The 15,700-nt window shown below is 68.9% G+C and carries 20 protein-coding genes; 10 read left to right on the forward strand and 10 right to left on the reverse strand.

Annotated elements, in window-relative coordinates:
- Window position 1: 1 nt before the first annotated feature.
- The 3 genes from ACFWV3_RS36435 to ACFWV3_RS36445 all read right to left on the reverse strand — a co-directional run bounded on the left by ACFWV3_RS36435 (window position 2) and on the right by ACFWV3_RS36445 (window position 2,499).
- Window positions 2-820 carry an ABC transporter ATP-binding protein gene (locus ACFWV3_RS36435; RefSeq protein WP_382418333.1) on the reverse strand — a complete coding sequence of 273 codons (819 nt, stop codon included), beginning with the start codon at window positions 818-820 and terminating at the stop codon, window positions 2-4.
- 172 nt (window positions 821-992) lie between these two features.
- Window positions 993-1,475: a hypothetical protein gene (locus ACFWV3_RS36440; RefSeq protein ID WP_382418335.1), complete on the reverse strand. Its 483-nt coding sequence runs from the start codon at window positions 1,473-1,475 to the stop codon at window positions 993-995.
- A gap of 46 nt (window positions 1,476-1,521) precedes the next feature.
- Window positions 1,522-2,499, reverse strand: a complete 978-nt coding sequence (locus ACFWV3_RS36445) for an LLM class flavin-dependent oxidoreductase (RefSeq protein WP_382418337.1) — start codon at window positions 2,497-2,499, stop codon at window positions 1,522-1,524.
- A gap of 39 nt (window positions 2,500-2,538) precedes the next feature.
- Between ACFWV3_RS36445 and ACFWV3_RS36450 the strand changes: the two genes are divergently transcribed.
- From ACFWV3_RS36450 to ACFWV3_RS36470, 5 genes are all read left to right on the forward strand, one after another.
- The gene (locus ACFWV3_RS36450) at window positions 2,539-2,808 is read left to right on the forward strand and encodes a GNAT family N-acetyltransferase (protein ID WP_382418339.1); all 270 of its coding nucleotides are present in this window, start codon (window positions 2,539-2,541) and stop codon (window positions 2,806-2,808) included.
- 35 nt (window positions 2,809-2,843) lie between these two features.
- The gene (locus ACFWV3_RS36455; protein WP_382418341.1) at window positions 2,844-3,836 is read left to right on the forward strand and encodes an MBL fold metallo-hydrolase; all 993 of its coding nucleotides are present in this window, start codon (window positions 2,844-2,846) and stop codon (window positions 3,834-3,836) included.
- A complete protein-coding gene (locus tag ACFWV3_RS36460; protein ID WP_382418343.1) occupies window positions 3,833-4,558 on the forward strand; it encodes a lysophospholipid acyltransferase family protein in 726 nt (241 codons plus the stop codon). The genes ACFWV3_RS36455 and ACFWV3_RS36460 overlap by 4 nt, the downstream gene beginning before the upstream one ends.
- Window positions 4,555-4,704, forward strand: coding sequence for a hypothetical protein (locus ACFWV3_RS36465; RefSeq protein WP_382418345.1), 150 nt, complete (start codon window positions 4,555-4,557; stop codon window positions 4,702-4,704). The genes ACFWV3_RS36460 and ACFWV3_RS36465 overlap by 4 nt, the downstream gene beginning before the upstream one ends.
- Window positions 4,705-4,766: 62 nt before the next feature.
- Window positions 4,767-5,198, forward strand: coding sequence for a ClpX C4-type zinc finger protein (locus ACFWV3_RS36470; protein WP_382418347.1), 432 nt, complete (start codon window positions 4,767-4,769; stop codon window positions 5,196-5,198).
- 57 nt (window positions 5,199-5,255) lie between these two features.
- Here ACFWV3_RS36470 and ACFWV3_RS36475 read toward each other — a convergent pair whose 3' ends face one another.
- The 3 genes from ACFWV3_RS36475 to ACFWV3_RS36485 are packed head-to-tail and all read right to left on the reverse strand — an operon-like array spanning window position 5,256 to window position 8,351.
- Window positions 5,256-5,696 (reverse strand): response regulator, encoded by a 441-nt coding sequence (locus tag ACFWV3_RS36475; RefSeq protein WP_382418349.1) that lies wholly within the window; start codon window positions 5,694-5,696, stop codon window positions 5,256-5,258.
- Window positions 5,689-7,209 carry an ATP-binding protein gene (locus ACFWV3_RS36480; RefSeq protein ID WP_382418351.1) on the reverse strand — a complete coding sequence of 507 codons (1,521 nt, stop codon included), beginning with the start codon at window positions 7,207-7,209 and terminating at the stop codon, window positions 5,689-5,691. The genes ACFWV3_RS36475 and ACFWV3_RS36480 overlap by 8 nt, the downstream gene beginning before the upstream one ends.
- Window positions 7,206-8,351, reverse strand: coding sequence for a PP2C family protein-serine/threonine phosphatase (locus ACFWV3_RS36485; protein WP_382418353.1), 1,146 nt, complete (start codon window positions 8,349-8,351; stop codon window positions 7,206-7,208). The genes ACFWV3_RS36480 and ACFWV3_RS36485 overlap by 4 nt, the downstream gene beginning before the upstream one ends.
- 66 nt (window positions 8,352-8,417) lie before the next feature.
- On the opposite strand from ACFWV3_RS36485, the gene ACFWV3_RS36490 reads away from it, so the two are divergent.
- Window positions 8,418-8,903: a GNAT family N-acetyltransferase gene (locus tag ACFWV3_RS36490; protein ID WP_382418512.1), complete on the forward strand. Its 486-nt coding sequence runs from the start codon at window positions 8,418-8,420 to the stop codon at window positions 8,901-8,903.
- Here ACFWV3_RS36490 and ACFWV3_RS36495 read toward each other — a convergent pair.
- From ACFWV3_RS36495 to ACFWV3_RS36510, 4 genes are all read right to left on the reverse strand, one after another.
- Window positions 8,790-9,308, reverse strand: a complete 519-nt coding sequence (locus ACFWV3_RS36495) for a YkvA family protein (protein ID WP_382418355.1) — start codon at window positions 9,306-9,308, stop codon at window positions 8,790-8,792. The two genes, ACFWV3_RS36490 and ACFWV3_RS36495, sit on opposite strands and share 114 nt — an antisense overlap.
- Before the next feature lie 48 nt (window positions 9,309-9,356).
- Window positions 9,357-9,776 carry a hypothetical protein gene (locus ACFWV3_RS36500; RefSeq protein WP_382418357.1) on the reverse strand — a complete coding sequence of 140 codons (420 nt, stop codon included), beginning with the start codon at window positions 9,774-9,776 and terminating at the stop codon, window positions 9,357-9,359.
- A gap of 88 nt (window positions 9,777-9,864) precedes the next feature.
- Window positions 9,865-10,602: an anti-sigma factor family protein gene (locus ACFWV3_RS36505; RefSeq protein WP_382418358.1), complete on the reverse strand. Its 738-nt coding sequence runs from the start codon at window positions 10,600-10,602 to the stop codon at window positions 9,865-9,867.
- Window positions 10,599-11,168: a sigma-70 family RNA polymerase sigma factor gene (locus tag ACFWV3_RS36510; RefSeq protein ID WP_090055807.1), complete on the reverse strand. Its 570-nt coding sequence runs from the start codon at window positions 11,166-11,168 to the stop codon at window positions 10,599-10,601. Before ACFWV3_RS36510 ends, ACFWV3_RS36505 begins: the two co-directional genes overlap by 4 nt.
- A 114-nt stretch (window positions 11,169-11,282) precedes the next feature.
- Between ACFWV3_RS36510 and ACFWV3_RS36515 the strand changes: the two genes are divergently transcribed.
- From ACFWV3_RS36515 to ACFWV3_RS36530, 4 genes are all read left to right on the forward strand, one after another.
- Window positions 11,283-11,879, forward strand: a complete 597-nt coding sequence (locus ACFWV3_RS36515) for a hypothetical protein (RefSeq protein ID WP_382418360.1) — start codon at window positions 11,283-11,285, stop codon at window positions 11,877-11,879.
- A gap of 37 nt (window positions 11,880-11,916) precedes the next feature.
- Entirely contained in the window at window positions 11,917-12,651 is a 735-nt protein-coding gene (locus ACFWV3_RS36520) for a DUF4142 domain-containing protein (RefSeq protein ID WP_330853957.1), read from the forward strand.
- Window positions 12,652-12,817: 166 nt separating this feature from the next.
- Complete coding sequence (locus ACFWV3_RS36525; protein WP_382418363.1) at window positions 12,818-13,645, forward strand: 4Fe-4S domain-containing protein; 828 nt, start codon at window positions 12,818-12,820, stop codon at window positions 13,643-13,645.
- Window positions 13,642-15,018, forward strand: a complete 1,377-nt coding sequence (locus ACFWV3_RS36530; RefSeq protein ID WP_382418365.1) for an NAD(P)/FAD-dependent oxidoreductase — start codon at window positions 13,642-13,644, stop codon at window positions 15,016-15,018. The genes ACFWV3_RS36525 and ACFWV3_RS36530 overlap by 4 nt, the downstream gene beginning before the upstream one ends.
- Window positions 15,019-15,700: the final 682 nt, after the last annotated feature.

Raw genomic sequence — 15,700 nt, forward strand, 5'->3', positions numbered from 1 at the left:
CTTAAGCACCGGGCACCGCGCTGTGCTGCAGGCTGGGCTCGAGGGCGGGCTGGTCCAGGTGCTTCATCGTGTCGAGGACCTCGTCGGCCGACGGCGACAGCAGCTCGCGGACGATGATGCCGTCCTTGAGGAAGATGACGCGGTCCGCGTACGAGGCTGCGTTCGGGTCGTGCGTGACCATCACGATCGTCTGGCCGAACTCGCGCGCGGACCGCTGCAGGAAGCCCAGGACCTCCGCGCCGGACTGCGAGTCCAGGTTGCCGGTCGGCTCGTCGGCGAACACGACCTCGGGCCGCGAGACGAGCGCCCGCGCGCACGCGACGCGCTGCTGCTGACCGCCCGAGAGCTGCGTCGGCCGGTGGGTCAGCCTGTCCCGCAGGCCCACCGTGTCGATGACGACGTCGAACCACTCGCGGTCGACCTTCTTGCCGCCGATCGCCAGCGGCAGCGTGATGTTCTCCTCGGCGGTCAGCGTCGGCAGCAGGTTGAACTGCTGGAAGATGAAGCCGACCTTGTCGCGCCGCAGCTCGGTGAGCCCGCGGTCCTTCAACCCGGTGACCTTGGTGTCACCGACCCACACCTCGCCACTGGTGACGTCGTCCAGTCCCGCCAGGCAGTGCATCAACGTCGACTTGCCGGACCCTGACGGGCCCATGATCGCGGTGAACCTGGACTTCTCCAGGTCGACGCTCACCCCCGCGAGCGCGGTCACGGCAGCGTCGCCGGACCCGTAGGACTTCCACACGTCAACGGCTCTGGCCGCGACTCCATCGGACGCGCTCACTGTCTGTCCCCTCCTGTGGGTTCTCGTGCGCACCATCTTCGGCTGCGCGGGCACACCGAAGGGTCAGGTTCTCCACTGATACGAACCCTGAGATTAACCCCGGTGACCCCGCCCCGCTTCGCCGTGCTGAGAGAACTCTCAGCTGCGCCAGGTGCCGTGGAGGAAACGATATTTCACTGCTGCGGCAGCGTCTTCAGCCCTTCGAGGACTACGCCGTCAACTTTCGCAGCGACGGGACATCATCAGTCCTCAATGGATTCCAGCCGACGTCGCCGCGCGCGACGCGGATCCCCGTGCGCACGCAGTTCTGGACGAGCCACGTGACGATGCCGTCACCGTAGGCGTTCGCGGGCCTGACCCACTCCGCGAGGTGCCCGGCGAAGGAGGAGTTGAAGGCGATGCCGCCGGCGGGGTCGAGAGCGAGCACCGGGTCCTCCCCGGCTTCCGGAGCGCCACGCCGGAAACCGCCGAAGAGAACCCGGTCCGCACCCCACTCACGAGCTGTGTCCGCCACCCCGAAGAACGCCGACCCGCGCCCGTGTGCGCGCACCACCAGCTGGTGCGCACGGAAGTCGGCCTCGAGGAACTCCTCGGCGTACGTGCCGTCATCGGCCAGCACCAGCACGTTCGTGCCGTCGGGAAGCGCCCCGACCTGTCCGGGATGCGTGATGCCGATGACGGTGATGCCCACGTGTCCCATCCTGCCGCGCGCGTGTTAACCCCTGGCAGCGCTCGCGTTAAACAAGTTTCGGGAGCACTTCCGCGCCGAACAGCCGGATCGTCTCGACGACCGACTCGTGCGGCATGCCGCCGATGTCCACCATGACGAGGTGCGTGTCGATGGACAGCAGCTCCGCCAACGCGTTGAGCCGGTCCGCCACCTCCTCCGGCGTCCCGCACACCGCCGCACCGTCCATGATGGCGTCGACGTCGATGTCGCCGTCACCGCGCCACATGTCCGCGAACCGCGCGTACTCGGCGAGGTGTGGCCGCCACCGCTCGCGTGCGTCGTCCCGTGCCACGAACACGTGGCTCGGCACGCCGACCCGCCCATCGGGGAAGCGTTCGCGGTAGCGCTCCACGACCTCGCGGTAGATCGACGGGTCGCGCAACGTCGACGGCAGCATCAGCGGCATCTCCAGCTCCGCGCCCAGGTCCGCCGACACGGCCGACCCGGACCCGATCCACACCGCGGGCCGCGGCGTCTGCACCGGCCGCGGCGTCGTGGTCACCTCGCTCAGCTGACCGCGGAACCGGCCGTCCCAGCTCACCGACGGCTCCTCCAGCAGCTTGAGCAGCAACCGCAGGTGCTCCTCGAACCGCGCCCGCAGCTCACCCGGCTGCACGCCGAACGCCGCGTCCGTCTGCTGGTCGACGCCGCGCGCCACGATGAGCTCCGCGCGTCCGTTGGACAGCACGTCCAGCGTCGCGAGCGCCTCGGCCACCAGCACGGGGTCTCGGTGCGCCAGCAGCGTCACGCCGGTCGAGAGCTTCAACGTCGACGTGCGCGCCGCCACCGCCGCCAGCAGCAGCTCGGGCGCCGACACGATGTAGCGGGTGAAGTGGTGCTCGCCGATCGCGACGCCCGCGAACCCCGCCTCCTCGGCCACCACCGCCTGCTCGACCATCGCCCGCAGCCGGTCGGCCTGGGAGACCTCCTCGCCCGTGCACGGGTTGGGCAGGTGGTCACCCAGGATCAGCAGGTAGACGTCCATGACCGTCATCTTCCCCCGGTCACGGGCAAGATGGTCGCCATGGTCACCAACAACGAGGCCGAGAGCCGGTACGAGGTCCACGTCGACGGCGAGCTCGCCGGCTTCCTGGAGTACCGGGACGTCAGCGGCGTCCTGGCGCTGGTCCACACCGAGGTCGGCGAGGAGTACGGCGGACAGGGGCTCGGCGCCCAGCTCGCGAAGTTCGCGCTCGACGACGCTCAGGCCCGTGGTGTAAAGGTTTCACCACTTTGTCCGTTCGTGGCGAAGTACATCGAGAAGCACCCGGAATACCGTGTTACCGTCCGGTAGATACTTGCGAGCGCTAACAATGAGGTGAGCGGGCGTTGTGGAGTGAACCGGGCGCGTTCGAGGTGGCACCAGGCGTGCACCGCATCCCGCTGCCGTTGCCGAACGACGGGCTGCGCGCGGTCAACGTCTACGCGGTCGAGGACGGCGACGGCCTCGTCATGGTGGACTCCGGCTGGGCCCTCGACGAGGCCAAGGACCAGCTGGAGGCCGCGCTCGGCACCCTGGGCAAGGGCTTCGAGGACATCCGCCGGTTCCTCGTCACGCACGTCCACCGCGACCACTTCACGATGGCCGTCTCGCTCCGCCGCCTGTTCGGCACGAAGGTCGGCCTGGGTCTCGGCGAGCAGCCGTCGCTGCGGCACCTGATGCGCGCGCAGGAGGACGGCAACGTCGCCGACCTGCGTAAATGGGGTGCGAGCGAGCTGGCGGAGCTCTGGATCAAGGTGATGCACCACGGCGACCGCGGAGCCGCGGCCCTGCGCGACTACGAGGAGCCGGACGAGTGGCTCGAGCGCGGCGTCCTCGACCTCGAACACCGGAAGCTGGAGATCGTCCCGACCCCCGGACACACGCGCGGTCACGTCGTGTTCGTCGACCACGGCGCGAAGGTCCTCTTCTCCGGTGACCACGTGCTGCCGCACATCACGCCGTCGATCGGGTTCGAGCCGCTGCGCCCCGAACTGCCGCTCGGCGACTACCTGTCCTCGCTCCGCCTGACCCGCGAGCTGCCGGACCTGAAGCTGCTGCCCGCGCACGGCCCGGTGACCGACAGCTCGCACGCCCGCGTGGACGAGCTGCTCGACTTCCACGAGCAGCGCCTGGAGGAGATCCACCGGGCGGTCAGCGGCACGGCGTTCGAGACCGCCCGCAAGATCGGCTGGACCCGCCGCCAGCGCCGCTTCGACGACCTGGACATGTTCAACCAGGTCCTGGCGGTCGGCGAGACGGCCGCGCACCTGGACGTTCTCGTCGAACGTGGCGAACTGACCAGAACCGCGCCCGCTGGCGTGCTCGAATATTCGGCGTGACACCGCTCGAGCTGGCCGCCTGGACCTGGAAGATGCCCCGCAGGGGCCGCGGCTTCTGGTTCTCCCTGGCGATCGACGTCCTGTGGCCCTTCGTCGTGCTGTTCGTCCGCCTCCGGGTGCGCGGCAGGCACCACGTGCCGGGCAACGGAGGCGTGATCCTCGCGTTCAACCACCTGTCGAACGCCGACGCGGTCTCGGCCGTCGTGTTCGCGCTGATGTCGAACCGCGTCCCGCGCGTACTCGCGAAGGCCTCCCTGTGGCGCGCTCCGGTCGTCGGCTGGATCATGCGCTCCGGAGGCCACATCCCGGTCGAACGGGGCACCGTGAAGGCCTCGGAGGCCCTGCGTCCGGCCGTGGAGGCGCTGCGCCGGGGCGAGTGCGTGATGGCGTTCCCCGAGGGCACGTTCACGACCGACCCCGAGAACTGGCCGATGAAGGGCAAGTCGGGCGTGGCGCGCATGGCCCTCGAAGCCCGAGTGCCCGTCGTGCCCGTCGCGGAGTGGGGCACGCAGAACCTGCTGCCGAAGGGCACGATCCTGCCCCGCCTGCTGCCGCGCAAGGAGATCGAGGTCGTGGCGGGCGCACCGGTGGACCTGTCCGACCTCTACGGCCGCGAGCTCACCGCGGAGGTCCTGGACGAGGCCACCGCGCGGGTCATGGACGCCATCACGACGATGCTCTCAGGCATACGTTCCGCTGAGACGGGTAGCCAAAAAGCATGACCACGCGAGAGGAATTCGAGTTGCGCAAGGGCCACCGCCCCGGTGGCACAGGCATCTGGGCCCCGGTCTTCCCGGAGCCGCGCGAGCCGCAGGAGTGGGTCGTGCAGGCGGACGAGGAGCCGGTGATCGTGCGGAGCGTCGACTGACCGTCTAGTTCACCTAGACGGCGTCTATCGACACCAGACGCTGTCTAGCTACCGTAGACGGCATGACACTGGACGAGGACCTGCTGGCAGCGGCACGGAAGGCGGGCACCGCCTCCGCCGCTGCGCAGGGGCAAGCCGACATCGCCAAGGCCGTCTACCACCACAGCGTCCTGCGCCTGCACCGCGCGGGCGGCTCGATGCGCGAGATCGCCGAGGCGCTGAAGATGAGCCACCAGCGCGTCCACCAGATCGTCGAACAGTCGAAGCGCGTCGAACGCTGCTGGTTCTGCTCGCGCACGGCCGGCGACGTGGGCAAGCTGATGGCAGGACCGGCCGCCCTGATCTGCGACCTGTGCGTCGCCGAGGTGCAGGTGGGGGAGACCGGCGACTGCTCGTTCTGCAGCGAGACGAAGCCGGTCCACGCGGGCGCCGAAGCCCAGATCTGCCAGTCGTGCCTGGACTTCAGCGCCGCGGTGATGACCGCCTCGGCTTGACCGGCCAGGCATTTCAAGCGATGCCGAAGGCGAGCAGACGCCGCAGGCCCAAACCAACTACCGGGGAAGCTTCACCACGGTCACGAAGAAGTCGTCGATCTGCCGCACCACATCGATGAACCGATCGAAGTCCACCGGCTTGGTCACGTAAGCGTTCGCGTACAAGCTGTAACTCCGCAGAATGTCCTCCTCCGCCTCCGAAGTGGTCAGCACCACCACCGGAATCGACCGGAGCTCGGCGTCCGCCTTGATCTCGCTCAGCACCTCGCGCCCGTCCTTGCGAGGAAGGTTGAGGTCCAGCAGGATCAGCCCAGGCCGTGGCGCGTTGACGTACTGCCCCTCCCGGCGCAGGAACTCCAGCGCCTCCACACCGTCCTTGACGATGTGCAGCGTGTTGCGGATCTTGTGGTGCTCGAACGCCTCCTGGGTCATCAGGGCGTCGCCGGGGTCGTCCTCGACGAGCAGGACGTCGATCACGTTCAGCGGTGACTCAGACATGTACTTCCTCAGCTTGTGCGACGAGCTCGGGTACCACGGGCAGGGTGAACTCGAAACTCGTGCCGGAGTCCACATCGGTCTTCAGCCAGATCGTGCCGCCGTGGTACTCGACGATCTTCCGGCACATCGCCAGTCCGATGCCCGTGCCCGGATAGGCGTCCTTCGGGTGCAGGCGCTGGAAGATGACGAAGATCCGGTCAGCGTACTCCGGCTCGATCCCGATGCCGTTGTCGTGCACGGTGAACTTCCACATGTCGCCGTCGCGCTCGGCCTCGATGTTGACGACCGGGTCTGACTCGCCCTTGAACTTCAGCGCGTTGCTGATCAGGTTCTGGAACACGGCGCTGAGCAGCGTCGCCTCGCCGCGCACGGAGGGCAGGTTCTCGGCGACGACCAGGGCGCGGGTCTCCTCGATGCGCTCGGAGAAGCTGTCGACGACCTGGCGCACGACGTCGTTGAGGTCGATCACCGTCTGCTCGCGGGTCAGCCGGCCCACGCGGGAGAACGCCAGCAGGTCGTTGATCAGGCCCTGCATGCGCTTGGCGCCGTCCACGGCGAACTCGATGTACTGGTCGGCGCGGTCGTCGAGCTGGCCGCCGTAGCGGCGTTGCAGCAGCTGGCAGAACGACGCGACCTTGCGCAGCGGTTCCTGCAGGTCGTGCGAGGCGACGTAGGCGAACTGCTCCAGCTCCGAGTTGGACCGCTGCAGCTCCGTCTTGGCCGAGGCGAGCGTCTCCAGCTCCTGCACGATCCGGCGGCGCATCGCGTCCACGTCCTCGGCGAGCATGACCGTCTCGCGCGGCCCGCTCGCGTCGATCGCGTGGTCGAAGTCGCCGGAGGCGACCTGCCGGGTGTGCTCGGCGAGGTCGGCGAGCGGGGTGACGAGCAGGCGGTGCAGCAGCAGGGACAACCCGCCGATCACCGCGACCAGCAGCACGCCCATGCCGATGACCAGCCACAACACCACCTGGGCCGCGTGGTCCAGCTCCGCGCGGGCGGTGCGGCCGAGGTTCGCGACGTCGGTCTCCAGCGCCGCCACCTCGGCGCGGACCTGGTCGAAGATCGCCTTGCCGCGGTCGGTGTCCTGCGTGGCGGCGGAGCCGGGCCCGGAGAGCCGGATGCCCGCGATCGCCGGTTCCGCGTACTGGCCGCGCCACTGCCGCGCGAGCTCCTCGATGCGCCGCACCCGGCCGTTGACGTCGCCGACGAGGTCGCGCACGCGTTCCGCGGACTCCACCTCGGTCCGGCGGCCGTCCAGGTAGGGCGTGAGGAAGTCGTCCTGGCCCGTCAGCACGAACCCGCGCAGGCCCGTCTCCTCGTCGAGCAGGGCGCGGTTGAGGTCCCGCACCACGCGCCCGGCGGGTTCCACCTGGTCGACCGAGCGCGCGCGGGCGTTGCCCAGCCCGTCGAGGGCGACGACGGTGGACGCGATCGCCACGGCCGTCATCGCGAGCAGGACCACCACGATGGCGGCGAGCAGGCGGCTCGCCGGCAGCCTTTCCGGCAGCGTCACTTTCCGTCCTTCAACAGCAGGATGGCCACGTCGTCGTCGAGCGGCCCGCCGTTGAGCTCCGTCACCTCCGCGATGACCGAGTCCATCCAGTCGGGACCGGTGCGCAGGTGTCTGTCCAGGATCTCGCACAACCGCTCGACGCCGAGCCTGTCGGTGTCGTCGGGCACCCTGCCCTCGATCAGCCCGTCCGTGTACACGGCGAGCGACCAGCCGGTCGGGAGCTGCACGTCCACGCCCGTCCAGGCGTAGTCGGGCAGCACGCCGAGCGGGACCCCGATCTTCGACTGGGGCAGGTCCACGATCTGGCGGCCGACCGTCAGCAACGGCTCGGGGTGCCCGGCGAGGAAGTAGCGCGCCGACCGCCGGTCCGGCGCCACGGTCACCATGCACGCCGTGGTGAAGATGCCGTCGCCGTGCCGCTCCGCGACCAGCACCTGGTCGAGCGTGTGCAGCACCTTCTCCGGCGGCTCACCGGCGAGCACCAGCGCGCGCCACGCGATCCGCAGGCAGACGCCCAGCGCGGCCTCGTCCGGGCCGTGGCCGCAGACGTCGCCGATGATCGCGTGCACGGTGCCGTCCGGCATGCCGACCACGTCGTAGAAGTCGCCGCCGAGCAGCATCCGCTGGCCGCCGGGCTGGTAGCGGACGTCGAGCTGCACGTCCGAGTCGTGCAGCAGCGGGTTGGGCAGCAGGCCGCGTTCCAGGCGGGACCGTTCGGCGGCGCTCAGCTCGGCCTCGCGCAGCAGCCGCTGCGCGTCCTCGGCGCGGCGCCGTTCGACCGCGTACCGGACGCCGCGCATCAGCAGCTCGCCGTCGACCTGGCCCTTGATGAGGTAGTCCTCGGCGCCCGCCGCGACCGCGTCGATGCCCTCGCGTTCGTCGTCGAGGCCCGTCAGCACGAGGATCGCGGGCGCGTTGGGCTTCTTGAGCAGCCGGTGCAGGCCGTCGAGGCCCTGGGAGTCCGGCAGTCCGAGGTCGAGCAGCACGCACTGGGCGTCGGACAGCTTGCCCTCCGCCTCCGCGAGGGTGTGTGCGCGCGACAGGATGAAAGGCGCGCTCGCTTCTTCGAGCAGCGCCTCGACGAGCACGGCGTCTCCATCGTCGTCCTCGACCAGGAGGACGCGCACGGTCTTCGTTCGCATCAAGCCTGAACTTTAACGCGACCGGGCTGCGGCGCTCGCGTCTGACCTACCAGGATGGTGGGCGTGTTGATCCGTCTCGCCCAACCAGCCGAACTGACGTACCTCCAGGAGATCGAAGTCGCGTCCGGGGAACCGTTCCGCGCCTTCGGCATGCCGGAGATCGCCGACGACGACCCGATGTCCCTGGAAGACCTCGCCGAGCACGAGGTGTGGGTGGCCATCGGCGCGGAAGGCGTGCCCGTGGCGTTCATCGCGATCGGGGACGTCGACGACGCCGTGCACGTGCACCAGGTCAGCGTGCACCCCTCGCACGCCCGCCAGGGGATCGGCGCCGCCCTGATCGAGCACGTGACCCGCGGCGACCGTCCCGTGACGCTGACGACGTTCCGCGACGTGCCGTGGAACGCGCCCTACTACGAGCGACTGGGCTTCCAGGCGTTAACGGAGACCTCGCCCGGCCTCACCGGGATCATGACCGCCGAGGCCGCCAGGGGCCTCGATCCCGCGGGCAGGGTCGCGATGGTCCTTCTCCCAGCGGAGGTACGCGCCTGAGGTGAGGGACAGGCTGCTCAGCAGCCACACGAGGACACCCGCGTCGTCGGTCACGCCGATCACCGGAAGCAGCTCCGGGACGAAGTCGATCGGCGACACGAGGTAGACCAGCGCCACCGCCCACAGCACCACCTGGCTGCGGGGCAGGTCGGGGTAGTTGCCGCTGCGCCAGGCCTTCCACAGCCGCGGCAACGCCTTGGCCCGCTGGATCGGGTTCCCGACCGGCCCCGGGCCCTTCTGGGCGCGCTTGCGGCGGTTGCGCAGCACGCCGAGGGCCGCGAACACCAGGCCGAGCGGGATCATCACCCACCCGACCACCGCGGGGCTCAGGCCGCCCAGCGAGGCGGTGCGGAACAGCAGGATCAGCAGACCGGACAGGGAGATGAGCGACCCGAAGACGACCATCTTGGCTGCGGCTCCTAGTTGGTGTGGCCCGGAGGAGCGCTGCGGCTCCTAGTTGGGTTCCTGGAAGAGCATCGTGGGGATCGCCCTGTGCGGCTGCCGGGGCTCCTGGGGCTCCGGCTCGCGCAGGTCGATCACCGGTTCGGATTCCCCGCCGGGGGCGTCTTCAACCGGGACTTCCTTGGCCGCCGGCTTGCGCGCGGCCCTGACGGGCGCGACGTAGGGCTGGTCGAGGGCGGCGCGCGCCTTCGAGATCCAGACCTTCTGCATCGCCTCGTCCTTGCTGCCGGCTGCCGACGCCGCGAGTCCGGAAAGGACTCCTCGCACGCGCGGGACCAGAGCGGGATGACGCCGAACCGCCTGCCACACCGCGTGATCACCCGGTAGCCGAGCGGCCACGAGCTGCTTGACCTGAGCGCGCAGCTCCTCAGTGGACAGATCGAGCCAGCGCTCGACCGCTGACGGGCCCATAGCCACGTAGAAAGCCTCCCCGAAACGACAACTGCCCCCTCAGGATCTCATGGATCCCGCGGGGGCAGTGGGCTGGTGTCGCGAAACGTCAGGAAGCGACGGCCTCGAGCAGGGTCTTGCCGTTCTCGTCGACGATCCGGAACGTCGCGATCTCGTGCCAGCGCATGGCCACGTTCGCCTGGAGCCGGATGGTCTTGGAGTCGCCGGCGACCTTCTCGGGCGCGTACCAGGACGTGACCTGGGCGACGCGGCCGGCGCGTCCCACCGCGACGAGCGATCCTCTGCTGGGGCCGGACATGCCGCTGACCTCGATGTCCATCGTGGTTCCCCAGGGCTCGTCCGATGCCGCGATCTTCGTGGACACGCCGCTGTTCGGGTCTTGGTGCTGCACCTTCATCGAGGCGTCGCTCGAGTTGTTCGCCACGGGCGTCTGGGACGTCGCGGTGTTCTGGGGTGCTGCCTGGGTGGAACCGTCGTCGCCGTTGCGCACGACCAGGGTCGTCGCGACGATCGTCACCGCCACGATGCCGGCGGCGGCGGCCGCGACACCCTGGGCGACGAACCACCGTCGGCGCTTCCTGCGCGCCGAGACGGCGTCGAGCATGACCCGGACCGACTTGCCGTCCGGACGTTCCGGGGCCGTGCCGCGCAGCATGCCGCCCGCGTCGGCCTCGTCGATGAGGTCCGGCACCACCGCGAAGTCGCGCAGGTCAAGAGCGCACCGGCGACATTCCGTCAGGTGGTTCTCGAACGCCTCCACCTCCTCGGCATCGAGAATGCCGAGCACGTAGGCGGCGACGTCGAGGTGATCTGGTGCCGTTGTCACCGCGTCTCTCCCCGTTCGTGCAACGCACGCCGCAACGCACGGAGCGCGTAGTACACCCTCGACTTGACCGTTCCCGGCGGCACTCCCAGTGCCGCCGCGGCCTCACCGACGGTGCGGTCCCGCAGATATGTTTCGAGAATAGCCTCCCTGTGTTCCTCCGAGAGACCGTTCATCGCCTCCGCCACGACGATCGCCGCGAGGGTGCGATCCTCTTCACTTCCGGAGGGCGACTCGTCCGAAGGGGTCAGTTCGAACTCCTGCGGACGGACGCTTCTCTTGCGCCTGTCGTCGATGACCAACCGCCTTGCCACCGTGAACAACCACGACCGCAAGAGCACGGGGTCACGCTCGAGTTTCTCGGCGTTGCGCCATGCCCTGACCAGGGTTTCCTGCACGATGTCCTCGGCCCACTGACGATCGTGGCCCGTCAACCTCATGCAGTGTCCCAGCAGGGCACTGCCGAATTCCTCGTACAGCCGACGGATCAGCTCTTCCTCGAGAGACCCCGGTCTTGGTGATTGCTCGTCTAACTCACGTTGACGTCTATGCCGCGCCACGGGGGACATCCTTGCCCCATCAACCGTCTCAAGTCGAGAGGCAAATATTCCTCACGAAGTTCGTGAACCGTTGCCGGATCGTGTCCGTACTCCTCGGTACCCAAGCCGAGAAAGGACCAGCCGATGCGACGTGGACAGGCCATCACCGCCCTGGCGGCACTGGCTCTCAGCCTCACGGCGTGCGGCGGCACCCAGACCCCTCCCGGAGGGGCCGCGACGGGCGGCTTGCAGGCGAAGAACGCTGATCTGACCGGGTCGATGATGCTCTTCATCGCGAACACCGAGCAGATGGGCTGGTTCGTCACCGACGGCGACGGGCTCCCGCTCTACCGCTACGACAAGGACGTCGCGAAGCCGTCCAAGTCCAACTGCGAGGGCGAGTGCGCGAAGGCGTGGAAGCCGGTGATCGCGGACAAGCCCGCGATGGCGACCGGCGTGGATCCGATCTCCATGGGCACCGTGACCAGGGCGGACGGCAGCAAGCAGCTGACGATCGCCGGCTGGCCGCAGTACACCTACGCCGAGGACAAGGTCGCCGGCGACATGAAGGGCCAGGCGAAGGGTGGTGTGTGGTTCGCCACCGCCCCCAACGGCGCCAAGATCACCGGCGGCAAGGCGCAGAACAACAGCAGCAAGACCAGCGGTACGCCGAGTGCACCCCCCAGCTCGGCCGGTCAGACGCCGCAGTCCGACCCGCCACCGAGCGCACCCGGCTACTGAGCCGCTGCTCAGACCCCAGTCCCCCTACCGGCTTCCCTTGAACAACGAGGACATCAAGACGATGACCAGAGCCCTCGCCACCGTCTTGGCGATGTTGTTCCTCTTCTCCGGCCTCTCCGCGACCGCTGCAGCGCAGCCCGCGGACACCGGGGGAGTGATGGACACCCCGAGCGGACCGTTGACCGCGAACGACCGCGAACTGCTGAACAAGGTGCGCCAGGCAGGCCTGTGGGAGATGCCCATGGGTGAGCTGACGGCCACGAAGGCGTCGAACGCCAGGGTCAAGCAGATCGGCAAGATGATCATGCTCGACCACATGATGCTCGACACCCTGACGAAGAAGACGGCCGCCGGCTTCGGCCTGACCACCCCCGACGTGCCGAACCCCTCGCAGCAGTCGTGGATGGAAGAGCTCAACGGTCTCGAAGGCGACGCGTTCGACCAGGCCTTCGTCGCCCGGCTGCGCGCCGCGCACGGCCAGGTCTTCAACTTCATCGCGAAGGTGCGCACGCAGACCCGCAACGACGTCATCCGCGGGTTCGCCCAGGCCGGCATCGACGTCGTGATGAAGCACATGACGCTGCTGGAGAGCACGGGCCTCGCGGGCGACTCGTCGTTCGCGGAACCCCAGCCGGCCGGCGGCATCATCAACGCGACCCTGGCCTCCGGTGAGGGGCCGAACATGTGGGTGATCCTCACGGTCACCGCGGCGGGAGCCGTCCTCACGGTCCTGCTGCTCCGAGTACTCCGCCCGCGACGACCGGTGCGGTGATTGTCGCAAGACCCCGTTGCACCAACGGGAAACGGAGGTGGTGTCCCCAGGTCAGAGGCACTCCAACGCGGACCTGTTCCCACCCGCCCGGCCCTGATGTGTCCACTCCTGCACCTGCAGGGCCGGGTGGGTTCCCGCGAGAAAGTTCTTTCCGGAGGAAGAGTTGTTGTCGAGCCAGATTCCGCTCCTGGTGGCCCAGTCGTCCGAGTTCGACGCGGGCGTCAAGAAGATGGCACAGCTGTCTGCCAGGCTGGCTTACGTCATGATGTGCGCCACCTTGTCCTGGGGCGTGCTGATCGCGACCGGGTGGGCCGAGAAGCTCACCGGCCGTGAAGGACTGAAGAACGGGCACATGGTGCTCGCCTCCCTGGCGATCGCGTTCGGCTGCATCCACGCGTTCGCCTTCACGTTGATCCAGACCGGTACCTTCAGCTTCATCAAGCTCGTCCTGCCGTTCGTGGACGGCGGTCTCTTCCGGCACGCGCTGGGCATCCTCGGCCTGGAGGTCATGCTCGCGATCGCCGTGCTCGCCTCGATGAGGCACAAGGTCTTCTACCGCAAGTGGCTGAGGTTCCACCAGACGGCGTACATCGCGGTGACGATCACCGTGGTGCACTCCTGGTTCGGCGCCATCGCGAACGGCAACCTGTCCGTTCTCTGGCTCGCCGGACTCACCGTCCTCGTCCCCACCGCGACCCTGGCGCTCGCCAGGTTCCTGCCGCCCGAGGTGCTCGTCCGCATCGGCATGCTCGACGCCGAACGCGGCAAGGAGCCCGGCATCGGCGAGGGCGACGCGATGGACGTGAGCGTCAACAACGAGAAATGCCACCGCTACGGCACCTGCCAGGCGGAGGCACCGGATGTCTTCCAGCTGATCGAGGACAACCGCCTGACCTACAACCGTCGGCCGCCAGAGGAGCACTTCGCTCAGGCCCGAGCGGCACAACGCGCGTGTCCGATGCGCGCGATCGAGATCAGGGAGCGAGTGAAGTGAGCGAACGGATCGTGGTCGTCGGCGGCGGGCTCGGTGGAGTCCGATCCGCGGAACGGCTGCGGGAGATGGGTTTCGACGGGCAGATCACCATCCTGTCCGCGGAGAGGCACCTCCCGTACCACCGCCCGTGCCTGTCGAAGCAGATCATCACCGGTGAGTGGACCCCGGACGACTCGTTGCTGTCGTTCTCGGGAGACCTCGACGCCGAGTGGCGGCTGAACTCCCCCGCCCTGCACCTGGACCCGAAGAAGCAGTCGGTCTGGGTGCCCGGCGGCGAGGAGATCAAGTACGACGGCATGATCATCGCCACCGGCGTCGACGCCAGGGCGATGGGCGGGGCTCCGCGCCACGACCCGCGGGTGCACGTGCTGCGGACGTTGGACGACGCGGTCGCGATCCGCAAGAACATCCGGCAGTCGCAGGGCCTCGTCGCCGTCATCGGCGGCGGGTTCATCGGCTGCGAGCTCGCCTGCTCGGTCCGGCACATGGGCCGCGACGTCGCGCTGATCGTGCGCTCGCCCGCGCTGCTGGGCGGTGTCGTCGGCGACGAGATCGGCAAGAAGATCACCGAGGCGCACGTCGAGCACGGTGTGCGCCTGGCCACCGGCGTCGGCATCAAGCACTGGGTGCGCCAGCCCGGCGGCATCGGCATCCACCTGTCGGACGGCCAGGTCTACTTCGCTTCGTGCGTCGTGCTGGCCGTCGGCGCCTCACCGGCCGTCGACTGGCTGCGCGGCTCCGGCCTCGACATCGAGGACGGCGTGCTGTGCGACGCGACGAACCACGTGGTCGGCGCCGAGAACATCGTCGCCTGCGGTGACGTGGCCCGCTGGCCCAACATGCGTTTCAACGGCGTCACGCGCCGCGTCGAGCACTGGCTCAACGCCGTCGAGGGAGGCCGTGCGGCGGCCGAGAACCTCCTCGTGGGCCGCAACCACGCCAAGACCTACACGCCGGTCCCGCGCTTCTGGACCGAGCAGTACGGCATGCGGGTCCAGGGTGCCGGCCTCCCGGTCCTGGGCACCGACACCACGGACGTCAACGGGCTCACCGGCTTCATCGCCAACGGCAAGCTCGTCGGCATCGTGGGCCTGGAAGAACCGGGCAAGATCATCACCGAGACCCCGGAGCTCTTCCGCCAGAACCAGGTGGACACCAACACCCCGGTGTGGACGCAGCCGGAGGAACCCGCTGCCGCCGAGCCGGAGGTCCTGCCCACCTCGCTCATCCCAGTTCCAGAACCGGTCGCCGCCCTCGCATCATCGGTTCCCCCGTCAGTCTCGTCGTCGATGTCCCCGCCATTGCAGCGGCGGAGGCACTCGAGGTCGAGGCCGGAGATGGTGCGCACGGGCGGAGGACGCGCGAGGCCCTAACCAGGTCCGAGGAGGACAGCCCGCCGGCACAGGGCAAGCGGGGACGGCGAACTCCGACGTCGTCCCGCGTGGCCAGGTGGCGGACCTATGACGTCACGCGGACGATGCGCTCGTTCCCCGCGTCGGTGGGTGTGGACTTCTTTCGTGCGTCACCGGCGGTGTGGCGGCTCGGCGGGCTCCCGGGCCGCCACACCTCGGTGTTCTTACCCGCGTTCCCGTTGGGGGCGCGGGTTTTGTTTTGGTTTCGGCTTCCAGCGTGGTTGGGGACCGTGCGGGTTCCAGCGTGGTCGCCAGTGCGGTCGGGTGGCTGTTCCAGCGTGGGCGTGCACCTCGGACGAAAGACTGGGTACATCGCCGCTCCGCGACGATCCGCGATTGGGGCTTGACTTCGGGGCCCTTGCGAGGCGCTCTGTCGGCCGGAAAAGGCCGGATGCTTCGCAACCGGCCGATCCCGATAGGGGTAGCACCTCGCACCCAAAGTCAAGCCCCAATCGCAAAAAACGAGTGGGTGCACCGCTGCCCATCGGCGTCAGGGAAGACGGCTCGCCTTCGGCATCGCTTGGGGCCTCGGCTTCGCCGTTGGCAGTGCGGGGGTCTTATCGGCTCGCTTCGCATCGCCATTGAGGGGGTCGACGGTTGTGCGGCACCTGGGGCTTGCTCGGCGGCCTCGGGTGGTGATCCC

The sequence above is a fragment of the Lentzea sp. NPDC059081 genome, from assembly GCF_042738015.1.
GTDB lineage: Bacteria > Actinomycetota > Actinomycetes > Mycobacteriales > Pseudonocardiaceae > Lentzea.